General features: G+C 52.2%; 19 protein-coding genes. 12 read left to right on the top strand and 7 right to left on the bottom strand.

Going from position 1 to position 24,049, the window contains the following annotated elements; translation table 11 throughout:
- Window positions 1-7 precede the first annotated feature (7 nt).
- Window positions 8-1,018 carry an NAD-dependent epimerase gene (locus H0S68_RS13410; RefSeq protein ID WP_122079518.1) on the top strand — a complete coding sequence of 337 codons (1,011 nt, stop codon included), beginning with the start codon at window positions 8-10 and terminating at the stop codon, window positions 1,016-1,018.
- A 207-nt stretch (window positions 1,019-1,225) separates the two neighbouring features.
- On the opposite strand, the gene hns is transcribed toward H0S68_RS13410, so the two are convergent.
- On the bottom strand, window positions 1,226-1,633 hold the full coding sequence (gene hns, locus H0S68_RS13405; protein WP_006321188.1) for a histone-like nucleoid-structuring protein H-NS: 408 nt from the start codon (window positions 1,631-1,633) through the stop codon (window positions 1,226-1,228).
- Window positions 1,634-2,334: 701 nt separating this feature from the next.
- Here hns and H0S68_RS13400 point away from each other — a divergent pair.
- Window positions 2,335-2,919 carry a thymidine kinase gene (locus H0S68_RS13400; protein WP_410528763.1) on the top strand — a complete coding sequence of 195 codons (585 nt, stop codon included), beginning with the start codon at window positions 2,335-2,337 and terminating at the stop codon, window positions 2,917-2,919.
- A 134-nt stretch (window positions 2,920-3,053) separates the two neighbouring features.
- On the opposite strand, the gene adhE is transcribed toward H0S68_RS13400, so the two are convergent.
- Window positions 3,054-5,726: a bifunctional acetaldehyde-CoA/alcohol dehydrogenase gene (gene adhE, locus H0S68_RS13395; RefSeq protein ID WP_020827189.1), complete on the bottom strand. Its 2,673-nt coding sequence runs from the start codon at window positions 5,724-5,726 to the stop codon at window positions 3,054-3,056.
- A 524-nt stretch (window positions 5,727-6,250) separates the two neighbouring features.
- Between adhE and H0S68_RS13390 the strand changes: the two genes are divergently transcribed.
- The 9 genes from H0S68_RS13390 to H0S68_RS13350 all read left to right on the top strand — a co-directional run bounded on the left by H0S68_RS13390 (window position 6,251) and on the right by H0S68_RS13350 (window position 17,865).
- Window positions 6,251-6,895: a YchE family NAAT transporter gene (locus tag H0S68_RS13390; RefSeq protein WP_020827188.1), complete on the top strand. Its 645-nt coding sequence runs from the start codon at window positions 6,251-6,253 to the stop codon at window positions 6,893-6,895.
- Window positions 6,896-7,586: 691 nt separating this feature from the next.
- Window positions 7,587-9,224 carry an ABC transporter substrate-binding protein gene (locus tag H0S68_RS13385; protein WP_410528762.1) on the top strand — a complete coding sequence of 546 codons (1,638 nt, stop codon included), beginning with the start codon at window positions 7,587-7,589 and terminating at the stop codon, window positions 9,222-9,224.
- A 151-nt stretch (window positions 9,225-9,375) separates the two neighbouring features.
- Entirely contained in the window at window positions 9,376-11,013 is a 1,638-nt protein-coding gene (gene oppA, locus H0S68_RS13380; protein ID WP_020827186.1) for an oligopeptide ABC transporter substrate-binding protein OppA, read from the top strand.
- 83 nt (window positions 11,014-11,096) lie between these two features.
- Window positions 11,097-12,017: an oligopeptide ABC transporter permease OppB gene (oppB, locus tag H0S68_RS13375; protein WP_020827185.1), complete on the top strand. Its 921-nt coding sequence runs from the start codon at window positions 11,097-11,099 to the stop codon at window positions 12,015-12,017.
- Window positions 12,018-12,031: 14 nt separating this feature from the next.
- Window positions 12,032-12,940 (top strand): oligopeptide ABC transporter permease OppC, encoded by a 909-nt coding sequence (gene oppC, locus H0S68_RS13370; protein WP_020827184.1) that lies wholly within the window; start codon window positions 12,032-12,034, stop codon window positions 12,938-12,940.
- Window positions 12,941-12,951: 11 nt separating this feature from the next.
- Entirely contained in the window at window positions 12,952-13,968 is a 1,017-nt protein-coding gene (locus H0S68_RS13365; protein ID WP_020827183.1) for an ABC transporter ATP-binding protein, read from the top strand.
- Window positions 13,965-14,966, top strand: a complete 1,002-nt coding sequence (gene oppF / locus H0S68_RS13360; protein ID WP_020827182.1) for a murein tripeptide/oligopeptide ABC transporter ATP binding protein OppF — start codon at window positions 13,965-13,967, stop codon at window positions 14,964-14,966. Before H0S68_RS13365 ends, oppF begins: the two co-directional genes overlap by 4 nt.
- 287 nt (window positions 14,967-15,253) lie before the next feature.
- Window positions 15,254-16,651 carry an NAD(P)/FAD-dependent oxidoreductase gene (locus H0S68_RS13355; RefSeq protein WP_128864686.1) on the top strand — a complete coding sequence of 466 codons (1,398 nt, stop codon included), beginning with the start codon at window positions 15,254-15,256 and terminating at the stop codon, window positions 16,649-16,651.
- Window positions 16,648-17,865 (top strand): FAD-dependent oxidoreductase, encoded by a 1,218-nt coding sequence (locus H0S68_RS13350; protein WP_130016746.1) that lies wholly within the window; start codon window positions 16,648-16,650, stop codon window positions 17,863-17,865. Before H0S68_RS13355 ends, H0S68_RS13350 begins: the two co-directional genes overlap by 4 nt.
- Before the next feature lie 70 nt (window positions 17,866-17,935).
- Here H0S68_RS13350 and H0S68_RS13345 read toward each other — a convergent pair whose 3' ends face one another.
- The 3 genes from H0S68_RS13345 to H0S68_RS13335 form a co-directional block, all read right to left on the bottom strand.
- Complete coding sequence (locus H0S68_RS13345) at window positions 17,936-18,292, bottom strand: DUF1937 family protein (RefSeq protein ID WP_128864684.1); 357 nt, start codon at window positions 18,290-18,292, stop codon at window positions 17,936-17,938.
- A gap of 73 nt (window positions 18,293-18,365) precedes the next feature.
- On the bottom strand, window positions 18,366-19,613 hold the full coding sequence (eutH, locus tag H0S68_RS13340) for an ethanolamine utilization protein EutH (RefSeq protein WP_410528761.1): 1,248 nt from the start codon (window positions 19,611-19,613) through the stop codon (window positions 18,366-18,368).
- A 23-nt stretch (window positions 19,614-19,636) separates the two neighbouring features.
- On the bottom strand, window positions 19,637-21,079 hold the full coding sequence (locus H0S68_RS13335) for an FGGY family carbohydrate kinase (protein ID WP_410528760.1): 1,443 nt from the start codon (window positions 21,077-21,079) through the stop codon (window positions 19,637-19,639).
- Window positions 21,080-21,373: 294 nt separating this feature from the next.
- On the opposite strand from H0S68_RS13335, the gene H0S68_RS13330 reads away from it, so the two are divergent.
- On the top strand, window positions 21,374-22,138 hold the full coding sequence (locus tag H0S68_RS13330; protein ID WP_020827176.1) for a DeoR/GlpR family DNA-binding transcription regulator: 765 nt from the start codon (window positions 21,374-21,376) through the stop codon (window positions 22,136-22,138).
- Between the two features lie 59 nt (window positions 22,139-22,197).
- Here H0S68_RS13330 and H0S68_RS13325 read toward each other — a convergent pair whose 3' ends face one another.
- Window positions 22,198-22,521: an HI1450 family dsDNA-mimic protein gene (locus H0S68_RS13325; protein WP_004945300.1), complete on the bottom strand. Its 324-nt coding sequence runs from the start codon at window positions 22,519-22,521 to the stop codon at window positions 22,198-22,200.
- A gap of 56 nt (window positions 22,522-22,577) precedes the next feature.
- Window positions 22,578-24,038 (bottom strand): cardiolipin synthase, encoded by a 1,461-nt coding sequence (gene cls, locus H0S68_RS13320; RefSeq protein WP_261439485.1) that lies wholly within the window; start codon window positions 24,036-24,038, stop codon window positions 22,578-22,580.
- Between the last annotated feature and the right edge of the window lie 11 nt (window positions 24,039-24,049).

Below are 24,049 nucleotides of genomic sequence, written 5' to 3'. Positions count from 1 at the left end.
GTTAACTATGAAATTCCTGGTTACAGGCGCGGCAGGTTTTATTGGTTATCATACTGCTGAGCGTTTGTTGGCCGCCGGTCATCAGGTTGTCGGTATCGACAACCTGAATGATTATTACGATGTGGGCCTGAAAATGGCCCGTCTTGATCTGCTGGCGGATAAGCCAGCCTTCCAGTTTATTAAGCTGGATTTGGCCGATCGAGAGGGGATGGCGCAGTTATTCGCAGAGCACCAATTCCAGCGAGTGATCCATCTGGGCGCGCAAGCTGGCGTGCGCTATTCGCTAGAGAATCCGTTGGCGTATGCGGACTCGAATCTTATCGGGCATTTAAACGTGCTGGAAGGCTGCCGACACAATAAAGTTGAGCATCTGTTATATGCTTCTTCCAGCTCGGTATATGGTCTAAATCGAAAGCTGCCATTTGCGACTGAAGATTCGGTCGATCACCCGATATCATTGTATGCGGCGACCAAGAAAGCCAATGAGTTGATGTCGCACAGCTATTCTCACCTATATGGTCTCCCAACTACCGGCCTGCGTTTCTTTACCGTCTATGGCCCGTGGGGGCGTCCAGATATGGCGCTGTTCAAATTCACCAAGGCCATATTGGCGGGTGACAGTATCGATGTATATAACCACGGCGAGATGCACCGTGACTTTACCTACATCGACGATATTGCCGAGGCTATTGTCCGCTTACAGGCGGTTATTCCTCAGCCAAATGCTGACTGGACGGTAGAGCAGGGATCGCCGGCGACCAGTTCTGCCCCATACCATGTTTATAATATCGGCAATAGCAGCCCGGTGAAGCTGATGAAATATATCAGTGCACTGGAACAGGCGTTAGGGATTGAAGCGCGTAAAAATATGCTGCCTATGCAACCTGGCGACGTGTTAGATACCAGTGCCGATACCGCCGAGCTCTATCGCGTGATTGGATTTAAACCGGAAACCAGCGTTGAAGAAGGCGTGAAACGCTTTGTTGAATGGTATAAATCATTTTATAAAGCTCAGTAATTGAGCAGTGCGTTAATGCTATAAGGGGCTCAGGCCCCTTTTTTTATGCTTTGGAAAAATGAAGGGCTCTGCCGTTAGCTGGCGGATAAATGGGGCTGTCCATTAGGATAATTACGCAAAGCCCAGTGGGGGGCTCTAAGAAACCTGAAAATAAGCATAACAAAAAGGCTCCCTTGGGAGCCTTTTTAACATGTGACTGGAATGCTATTACAGCAGGAAATCGTCCAGAGATTTACCTTGCTCTTCGATAGCTTTCTTAATCACTGCTGGGGTACGGCCCTGGCCAGTCCAGGTTTTCAGTTCACCGTTTTCGTCTTTATATTGGTATTTAGCTGGACGTGCTGCACGTTTCGCTTTACCAGCGGCTTTAGTTGCAGCCATAGTTTGCAGCAGTTCATTTGGATCAATACCGTCAGCAATCAGCATTTCACGATATTGCTGCAGTTTACGGGTACGTTCTTCAACTTCTGCTTGAGCCTGGCTGTCTTCTTCGCGACGTTCGTTCACAACAACTTCCAGTTTTTCAAGCATCTCTTCCAGCGTTTCCAGGCTGCATTCTCTTGCCTGAGCGCGGAGAGTACGGATGTTGTTCAAAATCTTTAATGCTTCGCTCATTGTCCTAGTCTCAAATTATATTGGTGGGGGGCGTCTGGATAATAATAGAGTGCTCTTTTCTTTTCTGCAATAGCCAAATTGAAAGGAACGCTCAAATTTACCTTTTAAAAGACCTAACCAGAACTCTCTGGCTAATATAAGCGGGGGAGATAAGTATTACAACCTCCCTTTTTAAGTCAAATTTTCTACAGCAGCGCTATGTTTGCTGCGCCACAAAGGCATTCATGGCTAAGTTATAATTGTGTTTTATATCAATATAACTCTGAATTCTGTGGGTTAAATCACGAGTTTTAGTCTGCCAACACTGTAAACAATAGGGGTATATCAGTAAAGGTAACGTCAAGAACTGTACCCGGTCTGTTTTATGTCATTAAATACTCAGGCGCGGCGTCTGGAGGGGTTAATAGATTTAATCTTACGCGCTGGCACCTGTTGCAGGGCCGCTTCACGGCATTGGCATAACCATTAATGTTGGGCGCTAATCATTAGTAGTAATTAAATGTGATGACGGACAGAAACCATCCTGTAAATAGATGTAAAAGCGCTATGGTAGCAGAACGGAATGTTTCATTTGAAAGTCGACTATTCGTCTGGCCCGGATATTGATTAATCCCGAGGTGTAAGCCGGTTGTCGCCTTATGGTACACTTGGCTGCTGAATCAACCGCTGAATATTTCTTATACCATTGGAGTAGCGGGCCCATGGCTCAACTTTATTTTTATTACTCTGCTATGAATGCAGGGAAATCTACCGCGTTGCTGCAATCTTCATATAATTATCAAGAACGTGGTATGCGTACGCTGGTGTTTACCGCCGAAATAGATCACCGTTTTGGCGTGGGTAAGGTGAGCTCGCGGATCGGTCTGTCTTCCCAGGCACAGCTGTATAATAATGACTCTATGCTTTTTACGATGATTGCGAAGGAACATCAGCAGCAACCTGTGCACTGCGTTTTGCTTGATGAAAGCCAGTTCCTGACGAAACAGCAGGTCGAGCAATTGTGCGATGTTGTCGATCAGTTGGATATTCCGGTGCTGTGTTACGGTTTGCGTACCGACTTCCTGGGGGAACTGTTTATTGGCAGTCAATATCTGCTGGCCTGGGCAGACAAGTTGGTGGAGCTGAAAACCATTTGCCACTGCGGGCGCAAGGCGAATATGGTGCTGCGACTTGATGAGAGCGGGAAGGCGATGCATGCCGGTGAACAGGTGGTGATTGGCGGTAACGAAAGCTACGTCTCCGTCTGCCGCAAACATTACAAAGAAGCGATACAGGCATTGGAATAGCCTCCAGCGTGCAACAGAGAGCCTTGCAGCGCGTTTTGACGCTATTGCGTAGACACTACCGCATTGATGAATAATATCACCGCATAAAAAAACCGCCTTTCGGCGGTTTTTTGTTGGCTCAACTCAATGAACCGTTATTTTTTGGTCTTCTTTACCGTCTTGGCGACAACCGGTGCGGCCAGAACCTCTTCATCAACCGCTTCGCTGAATTTACGGCCGTAGAAGGTATCCAGCATGATTTGCTTAAGTTCAGCAATCAGCGGATAACGAGGGTTAGCGCCGGTACATTGGTCATCAAAGGCGTCTTCAGACAGCTTGTCTACTTTCGCCAGGAAATCGGCTTCGAGCACGCCGGCTTCGCGGATTGAAGCAGGGATGCCCAGTTCGGCCTTGATTTCGTCCAGCCAGGTCAGCAGCTTCTCGATTTTCTGTGCGGTACGGTCGCCCGGTGCGCTCAGGCCCAGATGGTCAGCGATTTCAGCGTAGCGGCGACGCGCTTGTGGGCGGTCGTACTGGCTGAAAGCCGTTTGCTTGGTTGGGTTGTCGTTCGCGTTATAGCGAATGACGTTGGAAATCAGCATGGCGTTGGCCAAACCGTGTGGGATGTGGAACTCGGAGCCCAGTTTGTGGGCCATTGAGTGGCAAACCCCGAGGAAGGCGTTGGCGAACGCGATACCGGCGATGGTCGCAGCATTGTGCACGCGCTCACGGGCTACCGGGTTCTTGGCACCTTCTTTATAGCTGGTTGGCAGATACTCTTTCAGCAGTTTCAACGCTTGCAGCGCCTGACCGTCGGAGTATTCGTTCGCCAGGACTGAAACATAAGCTTCCAGCGCGTGAGTTACCGCATCCAGGCCACCGAAGGCGCAGAGGGATTTTGGCATGTTCATGACCAGGTTGGCGTCAACAATCGCCATGTCTGGTGTCAATGCGTAATCCGCCAGAGGATATTTCTGGCCGGTTACGTCGTCGGTCACTACCGCAAACGGCGTAACTTCTGAACCGGTGCCTGAAGTGGTGGTGACGGCAATCATTTTTGCCTTCACGCCCATTTTCGGGAACTTGTAGATGCGTTTACGGATATCCATAAAGCGCAGCGCCAGGTCTTCGAAGTGGGTTTCAGGGTGTTCGTACAGCACCCACATGATCTTCGCAGCATCCATCGGTGAACCGCCGCCCAGCGCGATGATCACGTCTGGCTTGAAGGAGTTCATCTGTTCAGCGCCTTTACGCACGATGGACAGCGTTGGATCCGCTTCAACTTCAAAGAATACTTCTGTTTCAATGCCGTGCGATTTCAGAACGGAGGTGATCTGGTCTGCATAGCCGTTGTTGAACAGGTAGCGGTCGGTCACAATGAAGGCGCGTTTTGCCCCGTCGGTCGCTACTTCTTCCAGCGCGATTGGCAGTGAGCCACGGCGGAAGTAGATTGATTTCGGAAGTTTATGCCACAACATGTTTTCTGCTCGCTTCGCTACAGTTTTCTTGTTGATCAGGTGTTTTGGACCGACGTTTTCAGAGATGGAGTTACCGCCCCAGGAACCGCAGCCCAGCGTCAGAGACGGAGCGAGTTTGAAGTTGTACAGGTCACCGATCCCACCCTGAGAAGCAGGGGTGTTGATCAGGATACGCGCGGTTTTCATCTTGTCGCCGAAGAAGGCTACGCGTTCCGGCTGGTTATCCTGGTCGGTGTACAGACAAGAGGTGTGACCGATACCGCCCATGGCGACCAGTTTTTCCGCTTTGCTGACGGCGTCTTCAAAGTCTTTGGCGCGATACATTGCCAGCGTTGGCGACAGTTTTTCGTGAGCGAAAGGTTCTGACTCATCGACCAGCTTCACTTCACCGATCAGCACTTTAGTGCTTGCCGGGACTTTGATGCCTGCCATTTCAGCGATTTTCGGTGCTGACTGACCGACGATAGCCGCATTGAGGCCACCGTTTTTCAGGATGATGTCCTGTACGGCCTTCAGCTCTTTACCCTGCAGCATGTAGCCGCCATGGGAAGCGAAACGTTCGCGCACTGCGTCATAGATGGAGTCAACCACGATGACGGATTGCTCAGAGGCGCAAATCACACCGCTGTCGAAAGTTTTAGACATCAGAATAGAGGCCACGACGCGTTTGATATCCGCCGTTTCGTCAACCACTACCGGGGTATTACCCGCACCCACGCCGATGGCCGGTTTGCCGGAGCTGTAGGCTGCTTTCACCATGCCTGGGCCACCGGTGGCCAGGATCAGGTTGATGTCAGGGTGGTGCATCAGCTGGTTGGAGAGTTCAACGGTAGGTTGATCGATCCAGCCGACGATGTCTTTTGGCGCACCGGCGGCAATCGCTGCCTGCAGCACGATATCAGCCGCTTTGTTGGTGGCGTTCTTCGCACGTGGGTGCGGAGAGAAGATGATACCGTTACGGGTTTTCAGGCTGATTAACGCTTTGAAAATGGCCGTGGAAGTTGGGTTGGTGGTGGGCACGATACCGCAAATCAGGCCGATAGGCTCGGCGATGGTGATGGTACCGAAAGTATCGTCTTCAGACAGGATACCGCAGGTTTTTTCATCTTTATAGGCGTTATAGATAAACTCTGATGCGAAGTGGTTCTTGATCACTTTATCTTCAACGATACCCATACCGGATTCTTCAACGGCCATTTTAGCCAGAGGAATACGGGCATCGGCAGCGGCGAGGGCAGCAGCGCGGAAAATTTTATCAACTTGCTCTTGAGTGAAGTTGGCATATTCGCGCTGGGCTTTTTTGACACGTGCAACTAGCTCGTTCAGTTCAGCGACATTTGTTACAGCCATAATGCTCTCCTGATAATGTTAAACTCTTTCAGTAAATCAGCCGTGCGAGCAACTAGTATAGACAGATCGGTGGAAAATGCTGTTTTAAAAACAAAGGTTTCCCATCTTTTTGTGCTGCATGTTGCTGATTTGCTTAAAGAGCTTTACCCGATGCCTCAGCAGGAGAAGACAGCGGGCCGAACAGAGATGCCACTTTTTCCTTAACCTGTTCTACTCCCTGACTACGACTAAGAGCTTAACTACTCTTGGGTAGTGATTATGTGATTTAAATCAAAAAAATCGCATGCTGACACCATTCAGCCATGGTTTTTGAGAACCATTCTTAATAACTGCGATGTCAGGCACTTTTTTCAACATAAAAAATCATAAACCGTACATTGCGTTAACAATGGTGATTTGCTTTATCAATACACGCATTAATAGATAAAAATCCTGCTGATGACCAATGGATAACCTGTGGCAATTCCATTACATTAGCGCGCGTAGGCAGTGTCACTTTTAAAGCTATTAAAGCGGAGTCATTTGTGGGCCAATCTCTGTTGGATTTTTCCGGCTACATTAAATTTTTTGTCGGCCTGTTTGCGCTGGTGAACCCGGTGGGCATTTTGCCGGTATTTATCAGCATGACCAGCTACCAGGCAGCTGCCGGGCGCAACAAAACCAACCTGACCGCCAATCTGTCGGTCGCCATTATCCTGTGGACCTCACTATTTTTGGGGGAAGGGATTTTGCGCATGTTCGGCATCTCAATCGATTCCTTCCGCATTGCCGGTGGCATCCTGGTGGTTACCATTGCGATGTCGATGATCAGCGGCAAACTGGGGGAAGACAAACAGAACAAACAGGAAAAATCAGAAAGCGCGATCCGCGAAAGCATTGGCGTCGTGCCGCTGGCATTACCGCTTATGGCCGGGCCGGGTGCGATCAGCTCCACCATCGTTTGGAGTTCCCGCTACCATAGCTGGCAGAACCTGTTGGGCTTTACTCTTGCTATCGCGTTGTTTGCCTTTTGTTGTTGGCTGTTGTTCCGGGCCGCGCCTTTGTTGGTGCGTTTATTGGGGCAAACCGGCATTAACGTCATCACCCGAATCATGGGTTTATTGCTGATGGCTTTGGGTATCGAATTTATCGTTACCGGTATTAAGGCCATATTCCCGGGACTGTTGTAATCCGGCGACGGAGTCGTGAATAGGGCGATTCGCGACTCAAATTAATTTTAAAAATTAAAATCAATTATTGGTTCGCATTAATATAGTGCGCAATATGAATGAATTTTATTCACTTGCACCAGGATGTGGCATAAATCTCAATTTGTTGCTCAATAAAAACGCTAAGCGTTGTTTTTACCCCTTATCCTCCCCAGTTTTTGCCCTTTTTCTGCCTCCTAACATCAAATCCGCTGTTAATTTAATCACATCATTCTGTAGGGCTTGTCTCGCTTTCATCCAGGTGTTATTAGTGATTAACCGCACATAAGCAGGTGTTTGTTCTTTGAACGGCTGGTTTGTTAACTGAATGTTTCTTTGTCTGTTTTGCCAGTTTGCTTCGTGCCGTCAGGATAAGGCTTGCTTTATTTTATCTGATTAAAATCAATTAGTTATGTTGTGCAACTGTCACCCTCGTCCGGGGGGTACAGATCGGGCTTGATGCAATAAAAGAGAATTGCTTAACATTTCTGTAAAAATTATTGGCTATGGAATTTGCCTTCTGCTAATATCCGAGCAACTTTCTACGCGCAATTAACGCGATTGCGTCGTCAAAGTGGGAATGATTTTTGCTGGTGTCTGTTTATTTAGAATTCTTATAAATACTTCACGAATATCGATAAGCAATGCTTGTTGGTGAAAAGGAGCCTCGACCATGCAGCAAACCCGAAAGCGCACTCCATTGGCTATGTTCATTGCCGGCTTGCTGAGTATCAGCGCCGTATATTCTGCTCAGGCGGCCGACGTTCCGGCCGGAGTGCAATTGGCTCAGCAGCAGAACATTGTAATTAACAACGGCACGGAAGTGGCTTCGTTGGATCCGCATAAGGTCGAGGGGATACCGGAAAGTAATATTATTCTTAACCTGTTGGAAGGGCTGGTCAGCACCGATGCCAATGGGCATGTGGTACCGGCGGCGGCAGCCCAATGGGAAAATCAGGATTTCAAAACCTGGACTTTCCACCTGCGTCCGGACGCGGTGTGGAGCGACGGCTCCCCGGTTACCGCACAGGACTTCGTTTATAGCTGGCAGCGCCTGGCCGATCCGAAAACCGGCTCGCCTTACGCCAGCTATCTGCAGTACGCAAAAATTGAAAATATCGACGACATCCTGACCGGCAAGAAAGGGCCGCAAAGCCTGGGCATTAAAGCCATCGATGATAAAACGCTGCAGGTCACGCTGAGCGAACCGGTGCCTTACTTCATTAGCATGCTGAGCCACACCTCGCTGAAGCCGGTAAAACGTTCGGTGATCGAGAAGTTTGGCGAGAAATGGACGCTACCGGCGAACTATGTCGGCAATGGAGCCTATCGCTTGAAAGAGTGGGTGGTGAATGAGCGTATTGTGCTTGAACGCAGCCCGAGCTATTGGAACAACAAGAAAACGGTGATCGATAAGGCGACGTTCTTGCCGATCGCCTCCGAGGTCAGTGACGTTAACCGCTTCCGCAGTGGTGAAATTGATATCACCAACAGCGCCATCCCGCCGAACCTGTTCGCGAAGATGAAGAAAGAGATCCCTGAGCAATTGCACGTTAACCCTTATCTGTGCACCTTTTATTACGAGATTAACAACCAGCGTGCGCCCTTTACCGATCCGCGAGTGCGCGCTGCCGTGAAACTTACGCTGGACCGCGACATTATCGCCAACAAAATCATGGGCCAGGGTCAGATCCCGGCGTTCAGTTTCACCCCAACCTTTACTGAGGGCGCCAAATTCACCGCGCCGGCGTGGGCGAGTTGGAGCCAGGAACAGCGCAATGCCGAGGCCAGGAAGCTGCTGGAGCAAGCCGGTTTCAGCGCCGCCAAACCGCTTAAGTTCACGCTGCTGTACAACACCTCCGACCAAAATAAGCAGCAGGCGATCGCCGCCGCTTCGATGTGGAAGAAAAACCTCGGCGCTGAGGTGACACTGCGCAATCAAGAATGGAAAACCTCGCTTGAAAGCCGCCATCAGGGTCAGTACGACATAGCGCGTGCCACCTGGTGCGGTGACTATAACGAGCCGAGCGCATTCCTCAATCTGGTGCTTTCCAACAGCAGCATCAACACCATTTTTTACAAGAGCCCGGCGTTTGACGCCCTGATGGGCGGCACGCTAAAAGCGCCGGACGAGGCTACACGCGCCGCCCTTTATCAGCAGGCAGAAGCTCAGTTAGATAAAGATTCGGCGTTGATTCCGGTGTATTACCGCGTCAGCGCCCGCCTGATCAGACCGTCGGTGGGGGGCTTTACCGGTAAAGATCCGCTGGACTACACCGATGTGAAAAATCTGTACATCATCAAGCAGTAACGAGGGGTATTACGCCACGCCATCAGCGGTGGAGTAATACAGGGAAGGCCGCCTGCCGTATTCGTTCAGCGGCAGCCGGTATAACAAGGTCCGCTCACGGGCAACGCAGGCTCCACGATGAGCCTGTGATAATAAAAACTGGAGTATACACATGACCAACATCACGAAAAAAACCATCCTTGCGGCCGGCATTATTGCCGCGCTGGGTATCACAGCAACCGGAAGTGCTTTTGCGGCCGACGTGCCGGCGGGCGTGCAACTGGCGGACAAACAAGAGATCGTTAAGAACAACGGTTCGGAAGTGCAATCGCTCGACCCGCATAAAATCGAAGGCGTACCTGAAAACAACGTAACGCGCGATCTGATGGAAGGCCTGGCCAACAACGGCCTGGATGGTTCCATTGTCCCGGGCGTAGCGGAAAGCTGGGATAACAAAGATTTTAAAGTCTGGACCTTCCATCTGCGTAAAGACGCAAAATGGTCGAACGGCAAGCCGGTCACGGCGCAAGATTTCGTGTATAGCTGGCAGCGCGTGGTGGATCCAAAAACCGCATCACCTTATGCCAGCTACCTGCAATATGCCCACGTAGAAAACGTGGATGACGTCATCGCCGGCAAGAAAGATAAGTCTACCCTGGGCGTGAAAGCCATTGATGACCATACCTTCCAGGTGACTCTGACCGAGCCGGTGCCATACCTGGTTGAAATGACGCCGCACTATGCGATGAAGCCCGTATATAAAGAAGCCGTCGAGAAGTTTGGCGAGAAGTGGACCTTACCGGCCAACTACGTCAGCAACGGCGCTTACAAACTGAAAGATTGGGTGGTTAACGAACGTATTGTGCTGGAACGTAACCCGGAATATTGGGATAACGCGAAAACCATCATCAACAAAGTGACCTTCCTGCCAATTTCTTCGGAAGTGACCGACGTTAACCGTTACCGCACCGGCGAAATCGACATGACCTATAACAACATGCCGATCGAACTGTTCCAGAAGTTGAAAAAAGAGATCCCGAAAGAGGTTCACGTAGATCCTTATCTGTGTACCTACTACTACGAAATCAACAACCAGAAAGCGCCATTTACCGACGCACGCGTGCGTGAAGCGCTGAAATTGGGTCTGGATCGCGACATCATCACCAATAAAGTGAAAAACCAGGGCGATCTGCCGGCTTACAGCTTCACACCACCATACACCGACGGCGCCAAACTGACTCCGCCTGAGTGGTTCAGCTGGACGCAAGAAAAACGCAATGAAGTGGCGAAAAAGCTGCTGGCCGATGCAGGCTATGGCCCAGGCAAACCGCTGACCTTCTCCCTGTTGTACAACACTTCAGATCTGCATAAGAAGCTGGCGATTGCCGCAGCCTCCATCTGGAAGAAAAACCTGGGTGTGGATGTGAAGTTGGTGAACCAGGAGTGGAAAACCTTCCTGGATACCCGCCATCAGGGGACCTACGACGTTGCGCGTGCCGGCTGGTGTGCAGACTACAACGAACCTAGCTCGTTCCTGAACATGATGCTGTCTGACAGCAGCAGTAACACCCCGCACTATAAGAGCGCCGAATTCGATAAGCTGATGGCCAATGTGCTGACGGCGAAAACCAAAGAAGAACGTGCCGAGCTGTATCAGAAAGCCGAAGTTCAGCTGGATAAAGATTCTGCCATCGTTCCGGTTTATTACTACGTGAATGCCCGTCTGGTGAAACCTTATGTTGGGGGTTACACCGGTAAAGACCCGCTTGATAACGTATACGATAAAAACCTGTACATCATCAAGCATTGATACGGTAAGTGCCGGCGGTGTTAACCGCCGGCCCATGTTGTGAATAATAAGCCGTTATCAGGCTGCAACACAGGGTTAGGGCAATGCTTAAATTTATATTTCGTCGCTTATTGGAAGCGATCCCGACGCTATTTATTCTGATCACCATTTCCTTCTTTATGATGCGCCTGGCGCCCGGCAGTCCATTTACCGGCGAACGCGCGTTGCCGCCGGAAGTGATGGCCAACATCGAAGCCAAATATCATTTGAACGATCCTATCTGGAAACAGTACGGCCATTATCTGGCCCAGCTGTCGCAGGGCGATTTTGGCCCTTCATTCAAATATAAAGATTATTCGGTCAACGATCTGGTGGCTGCTTCATTCCCGGTCTCTGCCAAACTGGGCCTGGCCGCATTTTTGCTGGCGGTGATCCTGGGGGTTAGCGCCGGTGTGGTGGCTGCGCTGAATCAAAATACCAAATGGGACTATACGGTGATGGGTTTTGCCATGACCGGGGTGGTGATCCCCAGTTTCGTGGTGGCGCCGTTACTGGTACTGATCTTTGCCATCACGCTGAAATGGCTGCCGGGAGGGGGCTGGAACGGCGGGGCACCGAAATTTATCATCCTGCCAATGGTGGCGCTGTCGTTGGCCTATATCGCCAGTATCGCCCGTATCACGCGTGGCTCGATGATTGAAGTGCTGCATTCAAACTTTATCCGTACCGCGCGCGCCAAGGGTTTGCCTATGCGCCGCATTATATTGCGCCATGCGTTGAAGCCTGCGTTATTGCCCGTGCTTTCCTATATGGGCCCGGCGTTTGTCGGCATCATCACGGGGTCAATGGTTATCGAAACCATTTACGGCCTGCCGGGTATCGGCCAGCTGTTTGTTAACGGCGCGCTTAACCGCGACTACTCTTTGGTATTGAGTCTGACCATTCTGGTTGGCGCTCTGACTATCCTGTTTAACGCGATCGTGGACGTGCTGTACGCCGTTATCGATCCAAAAATTCGTTATTAAGCTGGAGCACGCAAATGATGTTGACGAAAAAGAACAGCGAGGCTCTGGAGAACTTCAGCGAGAAGCTCGAAGTGGAAGGACGCAGCCTGTGGCAGGATGCCCGTCGCCGCTTTGTGCACAACCGGGCGGCGCTCAGCAGCCTGTTCGTATTGGCTTTGATTACTCTGTTTGTGATTGCGGCGCCGTGGCTGTCGCAGTTTGCCTATGACGATACCGATTGGGCGATGATGTCGGCCGCACCAAGTCTCGAATCGGCGCACTACTTCGGCACGGACTCATCGGGGCGCGATCTGCTGGTGCGCGTGGCAATTGGCGGGCGTATCTCGCTGATGGTTGGCGTGTCGGCTGCGCTGGTGGCGGTGATTGTTGGCACCCTGTACGGCGCAATGTCGGGTTACCTGGGTGGTAAAATCGACTCGGTGATGATGCGTCTGCTGGAGATCCTCAACTCCTTCCCGTTCATGTTCTTCGTGATCCTGCTGGTGACCTTCTTCGGGCAGAATATCCTGCTGATCTTTGTCGCTATCGGCATGGTGTCGTGGCTGGATATGGCGCGTATCGTGCGTGGCCAAACTCTGAGCCTGAAGCGTAAAGAATTTATCGAAGCGGCGTTGGTGTGCGGGGTTTCGAGCCGCAACATCGTGCTGCGCCATATCGTGCCGAACGTGCTGGGTGTGGTGGTGGTTTACGCCTCACTGCTGGTACCGAGCATGATCTTGTTCGAATCTTTCCTCAGCTTCCTGGGGCTGGGTACGCAAGAGCCGTTAAGCAGCTGGGGTGCATTGCTGAGCGATGGCGCCAACTCGATGGAAGTTTCACCGTGGTTGCTGCTGTTCCCGGCGGGTTTCCTGGTTGTCACTCTGTTTTGTTTCAACTTTATCGGCGATGGCCTGCGTGACGCCCTCGACCCGAAAGATCGTTAAGGAGTGCAATCATGAGCACCATTGAAAATCCGCAGTTGCAAACCGCCGGCAGCGTGAAGTCGTCGCTGTTGCTGGATGTAAAAGATCTGCGCGTGACCTTCGGCACCCCGGACGGTGACGTGACGGCAGTGAACGATCTGAATTTTGATCTGCGCGCCGGTGAAACGCTGGGTATCGTGGGCGAATCCGGTTCCGGCAAATCCCAGACCGCCTTCGCGTTGATGGGACTGCTGGCCAGCAATGGCCGCATTGGCGGTTCGGCCAAATTTAACGGTCGTGAAATCCTCAACCTGCCGGAAAAACAGCTCAACAAGCTGCGGGCAGAAGAAATTTCGATGATTTTCCAGGACCCGATGACCTCGCTCAACCCTTATATGCGCGTTGGTGAGCAGCTGATGGAAGTGCTGATGCTGCATAAAAACATGAGCAAAAGCGAAGCTTTCGAAGAGTCGGTTCGCATGTTAGATGCGGTCAAAATGCCGGAAGCGCGCAAGCGCATGCGCATGTACCCGCATGAGTTTTCCGGCGGCATGCGCCAGCGCGTGATGATCGCCATGGCACTGCTGTGCCGGCCCAAGCTGCTGATTGCCGATGAGCCGACCACCGCATTGGATGTGACGGTGCAGGCGCAGATCATGACGCTGCTGAACGAGCTGAAGCGCGAGTTCAATACCGCGATCATCATGATCACCCACGACCTGGGCGTTGTGGCCGGTATCTGTAATAAGGTCTTGGTGATGTATGCCGGACGTACCATGGAATACGGTAGCGCACGGGATGTGTTCTATCACCCGAGCCATCCTTATTCCATTGGTTTGCTGAATGCGGTACCGCGTCTGGACGCCGAAGGCGAAGCGCTGATGACCATTCCCGGCAACCCGCCGAATCTGCTGCGCCTGCCGAAGGGCTGTCCGTTCCAACCGCGTTGTGCGTACGCGATGGCGCAATGTTCGAGCGCTCCGCCATTGGAGCAGTTTGGTGAAGGGCGCCTGCGCGCCTGCTTTAAACCGGTGGAGGCGTTGGTATGACTGCGGTAACCGACAAGAAAGTGCTGCTCGAAGTGGCCGATCTGAAAGTGCACTTCGACATTCATGATGACAAACAGTGGTTCTGGCAGCCGCCAAAAACGCTCAAGGCCGTTGATGGCGTGACGCTGCGCCTGTTCGAAGGGGAAACCCTGGGCGTGGTGGGCGAATCAGGCTGTGGCAAATCGACGTTCGCCCGCGCCATTATCGGCTTGGTGAAGGCTACCAGCGGCCGCGTGGCCTGGTTGGGTAAAGACCTGCTTGGCATGAGCGATGTCGACTGGCGCAAAACCCGCAGTGATATCCAGATGATCTTCCAGGATCCACTGGCTTCGCTGAACCCGCGCATGACCATCGGTGAAATCATCGCGGAACCGCTGCGCACCTATTACCCAAAAATGCCGCGTCAGGAAGTGAAAGACAAGGTAAAGGCGATGATGCTGAAGGTTGGTCTGTTGCCTAACCTGATCAACCGCTATCCGCATGAGTTCTCTGGCGGTCAGTGCCAGCGTATCGGCATTGCGCGCGCCTTGATCCTCGAACCTAAGTTGGTGATTTGCGATGAACCAGTCTCGGCGTTAGACGTGTCGATTCAGGCACAGGTGGTGAACCTGCTGCAGCAGCTGCAGCGTGAAATGGGCCTGTCGCTGATCTTTATCGCCCACGATCTGGCGGTGGTCAAACACATCTCCGACCGTGTGTTGGTGATGTATCTGGGCCATGCGGTGGAGCTGGGTACGTATGATGAGGTGTACCACAATCCACAGCATCCTTACACCAAAGCGTTGATGTCGGCGGTGCCGATCCCGGATCCGGACAAGGAGAAGGAAAAGCAGATCCAGTTACTGGAAGGGGAACTGCCTTCGCCGATCAACCCGCCATCTGGCTGCGTGTTCCGCACCCGCTGCCCGATCGCCGGGCCGGAATGTGCCAAGACGCGTCCGCTGCTGGAAGGCAGCTTCCGCCATGCCGTGTCCTGTCTGAAGGTCGATCCGCTGTAAACGGCCATTTCATTCCATTTTGTTGCCTGAAGGGTTCATGTTTGCATGAACCCTTTTTTTATGGCATTCCCGCCACAAGGAAAAACCAACAAAAACCACAAATAACTCACGCGGCTAAAAATGAAGCTCATCGTATTTATTTAAAATAATAAATAAAATTCAATGAGTAATTCTATTTTTCTATGATTTTTGCTGTCCTCTTTATGATTTTAAAGTGTGGTTTTTGTGTTGTAATGGTGTGGTTTGTGTGGTTTTATTATCACATGTTTCGTGGTGAGAAAACGCGTATGACACAGCTAAATGAAAATGTTGATGTGGTAGTTATCGGAGGCGGCGTAGTGGGATGCGCCGTTTTCCGACGTTTCACCCTGATGGGCGCGAAAACGTTATTGCTGGAGCGAGGCGGCGATATCTTGTCCGGCGCCAGCAAGGCCAACAGCGCGATCCTCCATACCGGTTTTGATGCGCCAACGGGAAGCCTGGAGCTGCAATGCATGCAGGCGGGTTACGACGAGTATTTGGCGATCAGAGAAAAGATGAACCTTCCGCTGTTGCAGACCACGGCCATCGTGGTGGCCTGGAACGAAGAACAGCTCGCGGCACTGCCTGGCATAGTGAAACAGGCACATGAAAATGGGGTGACGGACGTGGCGCAGATTTCTGCCGCCGAAGTTTATCAGCGTGAGCCAAAATTAGCGGAGGGCGTGCTGGGTGGGGTATTAGTCCCCGGTGAATATGTCATCGATCCCTGGAGTGCGCCGCTCGCTTACGTTACGCAGGCCGTGATGCACGGTGGGGCTTACCGTTTTAACTGTGAAGTGACCAAGGCGACGCGCGATGAGCAAGGTTGGTTATTGCAGACTAGCCAAGGCAGCGTGCGTACTAAGTTGGTGATCAACTGTGCGGGTAACCATGGCGATTTGATCGATGGCCTGTGGCGGAAACCGGATTATGAAATCCGCCCAAGGAAAGGGCAGTTTCTGGTCTATGACAAAGCCGCCGCGGCGGATATCAATGCCATCATCCTGCCGGTTCCAACGCCCACCACCAAAGGCGTTCTGCTGTGTCGAACCATTTTCGGCAATATGATCCTGGGGCCGACGGCTGAAGAGCAAACCGACCGTAACCGGGCCGATGTCGATGAATCGGTGCTCAAAGGGCTGATTGAAAAAGGCAGCCGGATGTTGCCGACTTTGACGCAATACGGCGTGACCGCCACCTACGCCGGGCTACGGCCGGCAACGGAAAAGAAAGAGTACCGAATTTATCACTATCCGCAGGAAAATTGGATCAGCGTGGGCGGGATCCGTTCCACCGGGCTGACGGCTGCGTTGGGGATTGCCGCCCATGTAGAAACACTTTATCGCGACCATTTTAATCCGCTCTTTACCGATCAACCGCCTGCTGAGCTCCAGTGGCCGGTGATGCCGATGCTGTCTGATTATCAGCCGCGTGATTATGCCTGTTCGGGCAATGGCGGCATTGTCTGTCACTGCGAATTGGTCACGCGGCGTGAGCTGGAGGCGGCATTCCACTCGGCGGTACCGCCTGAATGTATCGGTGGTTTGCGTCGCCGTACCCGCGTCATGATGGGACGCTGCAACGGCTTTTTCTGCAGTAATCAGGTTGCCGAAATCGTGGGCGATCGTCTGGACAACACGCTGGTCGTTGGGAGGGTGGAATGAGTCAGTCATATGACGTGATTATTATTGGCGCCGGGCCGGCCGGTTTGGCCGCCGCCCGCGCTTTATGGGATGAAGGCGTAAATCGCGTTCTGCTGTTGGAAAGAGAAAAACAGGCGGGTGGCGTACCGCGCCATTGCCGTCATCCTACGTTCGGCATGCAGACGTTCTACCGGCCGATGAAAGGGCACCTCTGGGCCGAGCGCATTCTGAATCTGGTGCAAAACAATTGTGAAATCAGAACCGGTACCACGGTGGTAAATATCAAGCCCGGCGGTGAGGTAATCATCTCGGGCGATCGGGGCCTTGAAACCTTGCGTGCCAAACGCGTGATTATTGCCACGGGCGTGCGCGAAACGCCACGCCATGCCAGGCTGGTCAGCGGCGTAAGGCCGCAGGGTGTTCTGACTGCAGGGGCGTTACAGCAGTTTATCTATCTGAAAAAACTCAAGCCGGGCATTAAGCCGGTGATCGTCGGGTCTGAGCTGGTCAGCTTTTCCACTATCTGGACGCTGCGCAATGCGGGCATCAAGGCGCTGGCTCTGATAGATGAAAACCCCCGGCCAACGGCGTTTCGCGTGGCTGCGTTATATGCCCGTATTATGGGCGTTAAGCTCCATCTGGGTGCGCACATCACTCAAATCAATGGCGGCGAGCGGGTGGAAAGTATCGAATTTACCGCCGCGGACGGCAGCTCACAACAATTGGCCTGCGACAGCATTATTTTTACCGGCCGCTTTACCGGCGAGTATACGCTGATCCGTAACAGCCATTTGGCCTATGAGCCTGAGACTGGCCGCCCATGGTTCGACCAGCACGGTCGCTGTTCCGATCCGGCCTATTATGTTGCAGGTAATATGACGCACCCCGCCGATATGGGCGATCAGTGTTACCAGGAAGGGTTGCGCGTAGGTCGGCAAGTTGCCCGATCTCTGCAACAGGATGACGCCGTGCGATTTGAGATTCCTATTCAACTGGACGAGGTATTCCGTCTTGCTGCGCCAAATCGGGTTTCCGTGTCAGCACCGGCCGCCGATCGCGTCACGCTCAATGTCCGTGTTAACCGTTACCATAAAGGCGAAATCATCGTACGCGACGGTGAAAAAGAGCTTTACCGCGGAAAGCACCGCTGCTTGCCTGAACGTCGCATTCTTCTTAAAAATATCGATATTTCCGGTCTCACACCGAACAGTCACTTGACCGTTATCGCCCGATAGCGGTTTTTCCCACTTAGCACAATGAAAAAGCCTGCATATGCAGGCTTAGTTTATTCTGATGTCCAGAAAGCTATTTGAATTCGTGTTCAACCTCTGACCACAGACTTACGCGTTGATTGCGTGATTGATAGAACTCAATCTCTCGTTTAATGCCTGCGCTTTGATCCCAACCGGGAAGATCCAAAATAATCAACTCTTCCATCATGGCTAAAAACAGCGCATCCACCGGCGCCCACATTTTGCCAATCTCTGCTTTATCGGTGTTTTGCAACTGCAAATTAATTGGGTGCGACATGGTGACCTGGCTGAAAACCGCATGACCGGCCTCGATGATGTTGGCTGCCACTTTATTGCAGGCGAGAAATCGCTCCTGCACCACGTTCTCATCGGCATGGCTGTAGGGGCAGGCAAGGAATATCTTACGCATGGTGAACCTCATAGGATTACATAAAGAAAGCAGTGCCTGGTTACCAGGCACTGCTGGGGAATTAAGCGGGAAATTAAACGGCCAGGGGAACGGTTGGCCGATCGTTTTGCGCTGCCGCCTCTTCGCGTGCGTCGCGCTGCTCCATCCGTTGCGCCTCCGGGACGGAAATAAAGATTGCGATGGTCACGGCAATGGCACCGGCAAGGAATTTACCGACCATAATCGGCAGGACCAGGGTGGGCTGGAAGTTGGCGGTAAAGGCCAAATGGTCGCCTAAGGTCGCCTGGGCGCAGATACCAAAGGCCACGCACAGCACTTTGTCACGGGCACGCATATCTTTGAACAGGTGATAAACGGCGATGATGTTGGCCAGCACCATGACCATGCCAATGGCCCCGGCATCCGTGAGCCGAAGTTGTCGGCCGATAAACTTCATCGGGCGCTGGCAGTACTTCTGGAACAGGTAGCAAATCGGGAAGGTGCCCGCCAGCATGATGCCGATATAGCCCGCAATCTCAATCGCCCGGTAAAGTTCTTTTTCGTCGGCGAAAAGAGGATCGAACACCCAACCGCCAAAGACTTTGCTAAAGACCCCGGTGAAGTGCTGAATAATACAGGCGGCCAGCACCATTTTGATAAAGGCATCCATAATCTTGCCAAAGAACAGAAAGCATTTGACCATCCATAGGGTTCGGTATTTCAGCCCTAACGCCAGCAGGATGCAAAAAACGAACAGGGGGGAAAGCAGTTGCAAGGCATTGAAGAAGTCGATGCTTAAATAGTGGTTGGCGGGGGACGCTGTAGAAATGATATCCCGTACCGGAATATTATTAAGCGTGATGATCATCAATGAAATCAGTACGCCAAACGGAATGCTGATTAAGCCTGCCATGGCGCCCAGCGCCAGATATTTGTGGTCTGTTTGCTGTAGCATGACCAGGCCGACCGGAATTAAATAGACGATACTGGCACCGGAGGTGTAGCCAACCAACATGGCTGTGATCCATTGATCACGATTAGCCGCGATCGCGTCTGCCAACTGATAGCCGCCCATATCAACGGCGATAATCGACAGGGCGGCAATGGACGCATCCGATCCCATTGATTGGAACAGAGGGCCGACGGTGTAGGTAATAGCGTAAGAAAGAATCGGGATCGCCGCCATAATACCGGCCTGGGCCAGAAATACCGGGCCAATGGAATGAATACCATTGACGAATTCTTTGCCCAATCCGCTTTCGGGTTTGATCACCGAAGCTATGGCGCCGAGCAGGGTCCCGGCCATAATGATATAGATAATGATGTTGCCAATCTCAGACATAATTGCCTCCGTTTTCTTATTATTTATTCGCCGCGCAGGTTGCGGGAACGGGAAATAATGTCCTTATATTTTGCAAAATAAGGAGACAGATCGCGTTCTGCAGGCTCAGTGGTGACGTGTTGTGTTCTGACGTTCATCGGGTGGGTGTTGCCTAAGCCCTTGCGAGCCAGCAAAGCGACACCCTGCGCGGTAATTTCCCGGTTGGCAGGGGTAACGATGCGTTTTTGGATCAGGCTGGCAAGGAACTGCTTAAAGTAGAGGTTGGCCGATAAGCCACCGTCCACCGAAATGGTGTCGCCAATGGGCCGAACTTTGTCCATGGCGTAGATCACCTCGGCCGAGCGCATGGCGATCCCTTCAAGAATGGACTGCAGCATGTCTTTGCGCTCGGTTTCCAGCGACAGCCCAGCCCATAATCCGGCTGCCGAGCGATCCCAATAGGGGCAACCCAAGCCGGAGAGTGCAGGGATAAAAGCCAAGCCGCGAGCGATGGCCGGTTCATCCGGGAAATCGGAGAACTCCTCGATATCGCTGTACAAGCCGATCTTTTTGGCCCAGTTAATGGCCGATGCCGCGTTATAGACGCCGCCATCCAGGCCGTAGAGCGGAGGCTCGCCCGGTAATTTCCAGCATAATGTCGGGAGCAGCCCTGAGCCTTGCGCGTCGGGAACCTTGGGTCCGGTAATCGATTGCAAAAACGCGCCGGTGCCGAAAGTGATTTTCATCTGACCGGGCTGCAGGCAGCCATGACCATAAGTGCCGGCAAACTGATCGACGATGCAGGCCGTCAGCGGCGTGGTATTGCCGGCATAGGTCACGTCGCCAAAATGGCCGGTATTGTCGCGAATGTTTGGCAATGCTTCGATTGGAACGCCAAATAACCGACACAGTTCTTCGTCCCATTGCAGGGTATGAATATTGAATAACGAGGTTCGGGAAGCCGAGTTGTAATCGGTGATGTGTGTCCCGCACAGGTGGAACATGAAAAAACTATCCATCGTACCGAGTCGCAAATGGCCGCGGCGTGAAAGCTCACGGGCACCGGGCACATTGCGCATGATCCATCCCAGCTTGCTCCCGGAAAAATACGTATCCAGCGGCAGGCCGGTCTTCGCCCTGATGGTTTCTTCAAAACCATCATTGCGCAGTTGACGGATAACGGATTCGGTACGCTGGTCTTGCCAAATAATGGCGTTATAGAGCGGCAGGCCGCTCTGGGCATCCCAGGCGACGACGCTTTCGCCCTGATGCGCCAGGCCAATGGCATCCACCACCCCACACTGGCTAAGACAGGTGCGAATATTGCGCAGGATCTCCATGGGATCATGTTCAACCCAACCAGGATTGGGCGTTAATTGTTTGTGCGCGATGGCGGCGGGGGAAAAATGTTTTCCGTCCTCGCCGAACACCACGACGCGTGTTCCTGTTGTTCCTTGGTCAATGGCTGCATAGCGTTGGTTCAGCATAAAGCCCTCAGGTCTATTTTGTGGTTTATATGTTGTCATTGTGCCCGTTTATATTATTTAGTATCATCACTACACATTAAATCAACATCAAACTCACAATTTTCGATTTAATTGTGACCAACATCTTGGTTTTGGCTTCTGGCAGTGTGGTTATGCTGTGGTTTTAGCCCTGTGAAAAGTGAAATGGGCAGTTGCTTCACGTGAGGAGTTGGTAAACAATTGTCGACCAAGCAATAAAATGCCCCGCAAACCCACACTTTTTATAATGTTAAAAACAGCATAATGGATCAGAAGATGGATTACTCAAACGCATTAGAACGAAGGAACATCATTCTCGATAAGTTGAAAAATAGTGGGCAGGTGTTCGTCAATGAATTGGCTGATGACTTTAATGTTTCTCAGGAAACCATTCGCAGAGATCTGAATAAGCTTGAAGAGCTGAAACACATCAAGAAAATCCATGGTGGGGCGGTTATCGCTCAGTTTGGGTTTGAGCTGGAATTTAATCAGCGGGCCAAATTGGCTGAAGACGATAAAAAGGCCATTGCCATTAAGGCGGCCGAATTGATCAAGCCCGGGGACTCGCTGTTTATCGACTTCGGGACTACGACGCTGGAGTTTGCCAAGCAGATTGCCGGTATTAATCAGCTTACCGTCATCACCAATTCTCCGGTGATCGCCAATCTGTTCCATGACAATTCAACGATTAACCTGATCCTGATTGGTGGCCAGTTTGGCCTGTCGAAAATGGAGTGCATTGGCCCGGTGGCATTGCAGGGGATCAGCGCTTTCTATGCGGATTACGCGGTCATCGGTGCCGGGGCGGTGAGCCCAAAGGCAGGGGTGATGGATCAGGATTTGAACGAGGCCGCCATTGCCCGTCAGATGATCAAAAACAGCAACAAAACCATTGTCCTTGCCGATGGGCACAAGTTGAATAACCATGCGACAGGGCTGGTGGCAGAGTTAAAAGATATCTCGTGGTTGGTGACCAGCGATCCGGAGAAGAAACTGAAGAATCTGGTTTTCCCGGCGAATCTTCAGGTGATTGTGGCCTGAGGAGGGTAAGCAACCCTGCCGGTCACGATGACCGACAGGGTTATATGAGTATCAGAAGGTTACTCTTTCCACAGGATGTGGCAAAGCTTGTGGTCTTTCTCGCGGCACAGCAGCACGCGGGCAAAAACGTCGTTGATTGGCTCGCCATCGCTGTCTGCCAGACCAATCACTACCTCGGCAAAGAAATCCGGGTTCAGGTCAAAATCCACATGTTCCGACCAGTCTTCCGCAGGGTCATACAGTTCTGCGCCACCGCGCTCCTCAAACTGCAGATTGAACAGCAGAATATCCGCCGGATCCAGATTGTCGCCGGCCAGTTCCAGAAAGATGTCGTAAGCCTGTTCCAGCGTTTCGTCTTCAGTAAGGCGGTTATTCAAATCCATAATTAAATCCCGATCACAAATGATTTGGCGTTATTAAACCATGCCCGCTACGGCATTTATAGCAGCGGGCTGAAAAAGTAGAACAGGCGCTCGACAATCCGATGCCAGAACGGCCGTTTCTGCCACTCCTGTGCGTTCAGCAACTGCGATCGGGCAATATAATCATCCTGCACACAGGCCAGATCGCTGCCGAAACCGTCATCGTCGATCACCAGCGTGATTTCGAAGTTCAGCCACAGGCTGCGCATGTCCAGGTTCACCGTACCCACCAGGCTGAGCTGACCGTCGACCAACACGCTCTTGGTATGCAGCAGACCGCCTTCGAACTGATAGATTCGAACCCCTGCCTCCAGCAGTTCGGAGAAGAAGGAGCGGCTGGCCCAGCGTACCATCGTCGAGTCGTTGTCGCGTGGGACAATAATGCTGACCTCCACCCCGCGCAGGGCAGCGGTGCAGATAGCATGCAGCAGGTCATCGCTTGGCACAAAGTAAGGCGTGGTCATGATCAGCTGTTCGCGCGCAGAGTAAACGGCCGTCAGCAGCGCCTGGTGGATCATCTCTTCAGGGAAGCCGGGGCCGGAGGCGATAACCTGGATCGTGTGGCCGCTTTCCTGTTCGAACGGCATGATATTGACGTCCGGCGGCGGCGGCAGGATGCGTTTACCGGTTTCAATCTCCCAATCGCAGGCATAAACAATCCCCATGGTGCTGGCGACCGGGCCCTCCATGCGTGCCATCAAATCGATCCATTGGCCGACGCCGGCATCCTGTTTGAAATAGCGTGGGTCCACCATGTTCATGCTGCCGGTATAGGCAATATAGTTGTCGATCAGTACCACTTTACGGTGTTGACGCAAATCCATTCGACGAAGGAACACACGGAACAGGTTGACCTTGAGTGCTTCCACGACTTCGATACCGGCATTACGCATCATGCCGGGATAGGGACTACGGAAGAATTGCAGGCTACCGGCAGAATCCAGCATCAGGCGGCAGTGTACGCCCCGGCGCGCGGCCGCCATCAGCGACTCGGCGACCTGATCCACCAATCCGCCGGGCTGCCAGATATAAAACACCATCTCTATATTATGGCGAGCCAGCTCAATATCGCGGATAAGCGCTTCCAGCGTTGAATCCGTCGTGGTAAGCAGCTGAAGTTGGTTGCCTTTGACACCATCAATGCCCTGACGGCGATCGCACAGTTGAAACAGAGGTCTGGCAACCTCGCTGTACTCCGTAGCGAAGATCCGCTGGCTCTCTTTTAATTCGCTCAGCCAGAGTGCGGTAGAGGGCCACATGGCCTTGGCGCGTTCGGCCCGGCGTTTGCCCAGGTGCAATTCGCCAAAAGATAAATAAGCCACAATACCAAACAGCGGCAGAATGTAGATAACCAGCAGCCAGGCCATCGCTGACGGTACGGCACGGCGTTTCATCAGAATACGTAGGGTCACACCGGCGATAAGCAGCCAGTAACCAAACACCATGAGCCAACTGATTACGGTATAAAATGTTGTCATAAAGGCGAAAA

The sequence above is a fragment of the Serratia sp. AXJ-M genome (assembly GCF_046531865.1).
GTDB classification, from domain to species: domain Bacteria; phylum Pseudomonadota; class Gammaproteobacteria; order Enterobacterales; family Enterobacteriaceae; genus Serratia; species Serratia liquefaciens.
This window is presented reverse-complemented; position numbering and strand designations above follow the sequence as displayed.

Excerpts from the sequence above, each read along its gene's own strand:
- H0S68_RS13410 (WP_122079518.1), top strand. The coding sequence starts at position 8 with ATGAAATTCCTGGTTACAGGCGCGGCAGGTTTTATTGGTTATCATACT.
- hns (WP_006321188.1), bottom strand. The coding sequence starts at position 1,633 with ATGAGCGAAGCATTAAAGATTTTGAACAACATCCGTACTCTCCGCGCT.
- H0S68_RS13400 (WP_410528763.1), top strand. The coding sequence starts at position 2,335 with ATGGCTCAACTTTATTTTTATTACTCTGCTATGAATGCAGGGAAATCT.
- adhE (WP_020827189.1), bottom strand. The coding sequence starts at position 5,726 with ATGGCTGTAACAAATGTCGCTGAACTGAACGAGCTAGTTGCACGTGTC.
- H0S68_RS13385 (WP_410528762.1), top strand. The coding sequence starts at position 7,587 with ATGCAGCAAACCCGAAAGCGCACTCCATTGGCTATGTTCATTGCCGGC.
- oppA (WP_020827186.1), top strand. The coding sequence starts at position 9,376 with ATGACCAACATCACGAAAAAAACCATCCTTGCGGCCGGCATTATTGCC.
- oppB (WP_020827185.1), top strand. The coding sequence starts at position 11,097 with ATGCTTAAATTTATATTTCGTCGCTTATTGGAAGCGATCCCGACGCTA.
- oppC (WP_020827184.1), top strand. The coding sequence starts at position 12,032 with ATGATGTTGACGAAAAAGAACAGCGAGGCTCTGGAGAACTTCAGCGAG.
- H0S68_RS13365 (WP_020827183.1), top strand. The coding sequence starts at position 12,952 with ATGAGCACCATTGAAAATCCGCAGTTGCAAACCGCCGGCAGCGTGAAG.
- oppF (WP_020827182.1), top strand. The coding sequence starts at position 13,965 with ATGACTGCGGTAACCGACAAGAAAGTGCTGCTCGAAGTGGCCGATCTG.
- H0S68_RS13355 (WP_128864686.1), top strand. The coding sequence starts at position 15,254 with ATGACACAGCTAAATGAAAATGTTGATGTGGTAGTTATCGGAGGCGGC.
- H0S68_RS13350 (WP_130016746.1), top strand. The coding sequence starts at position 16,648 with ATGAGTCAGTCATATGACGTGATTATTATTGGCGCCGGGCCGGCCGGT.
- H0S68_RS13345 (WP_128864684.1), bottom strand. The coding sequence starts at position 18,292 with ATGCGTAAGATATTCCTTGCCTGCCCCTACAGCCATGCCGATGAGAAC.
- eutH (WP_410528761.1), bottom strand. The coding sequence starts at position 19,613 with ATGTCTGAGATTGGCAACATCATTATCTATATCATTATGGCCGGGACC.
- H0S68_RS13335 (WP_410528760.1), bottom strand. The coding sequence starts at position 21,079 with ATGCTGAACCAACGCTATGCAGCCATTGACCAAGGAACAACAGGAACA.
- H0S68_RS13330 (WP_020827176.1), top strand. The coding sequence starts at position 21,374 with ATGGATTACTCAAACGCATTAGAACGAAGGAACATCATTCTCGATAAG.
- H0S68_RS13325 (WP_004945300.1), bottom strand. The coding sequence starts at position 22,521 with ATGGATTTGAATAACCGCCTTACTGAAGACGAAACGCTGGAACAGGCT.
- cls (WP_261439485.1), bottom strand. The coding sequence starts at position 24,038 with ATGACAACATTTTATACCGTAATCAGTTGGCTCATGGTGTTTGGTTAC.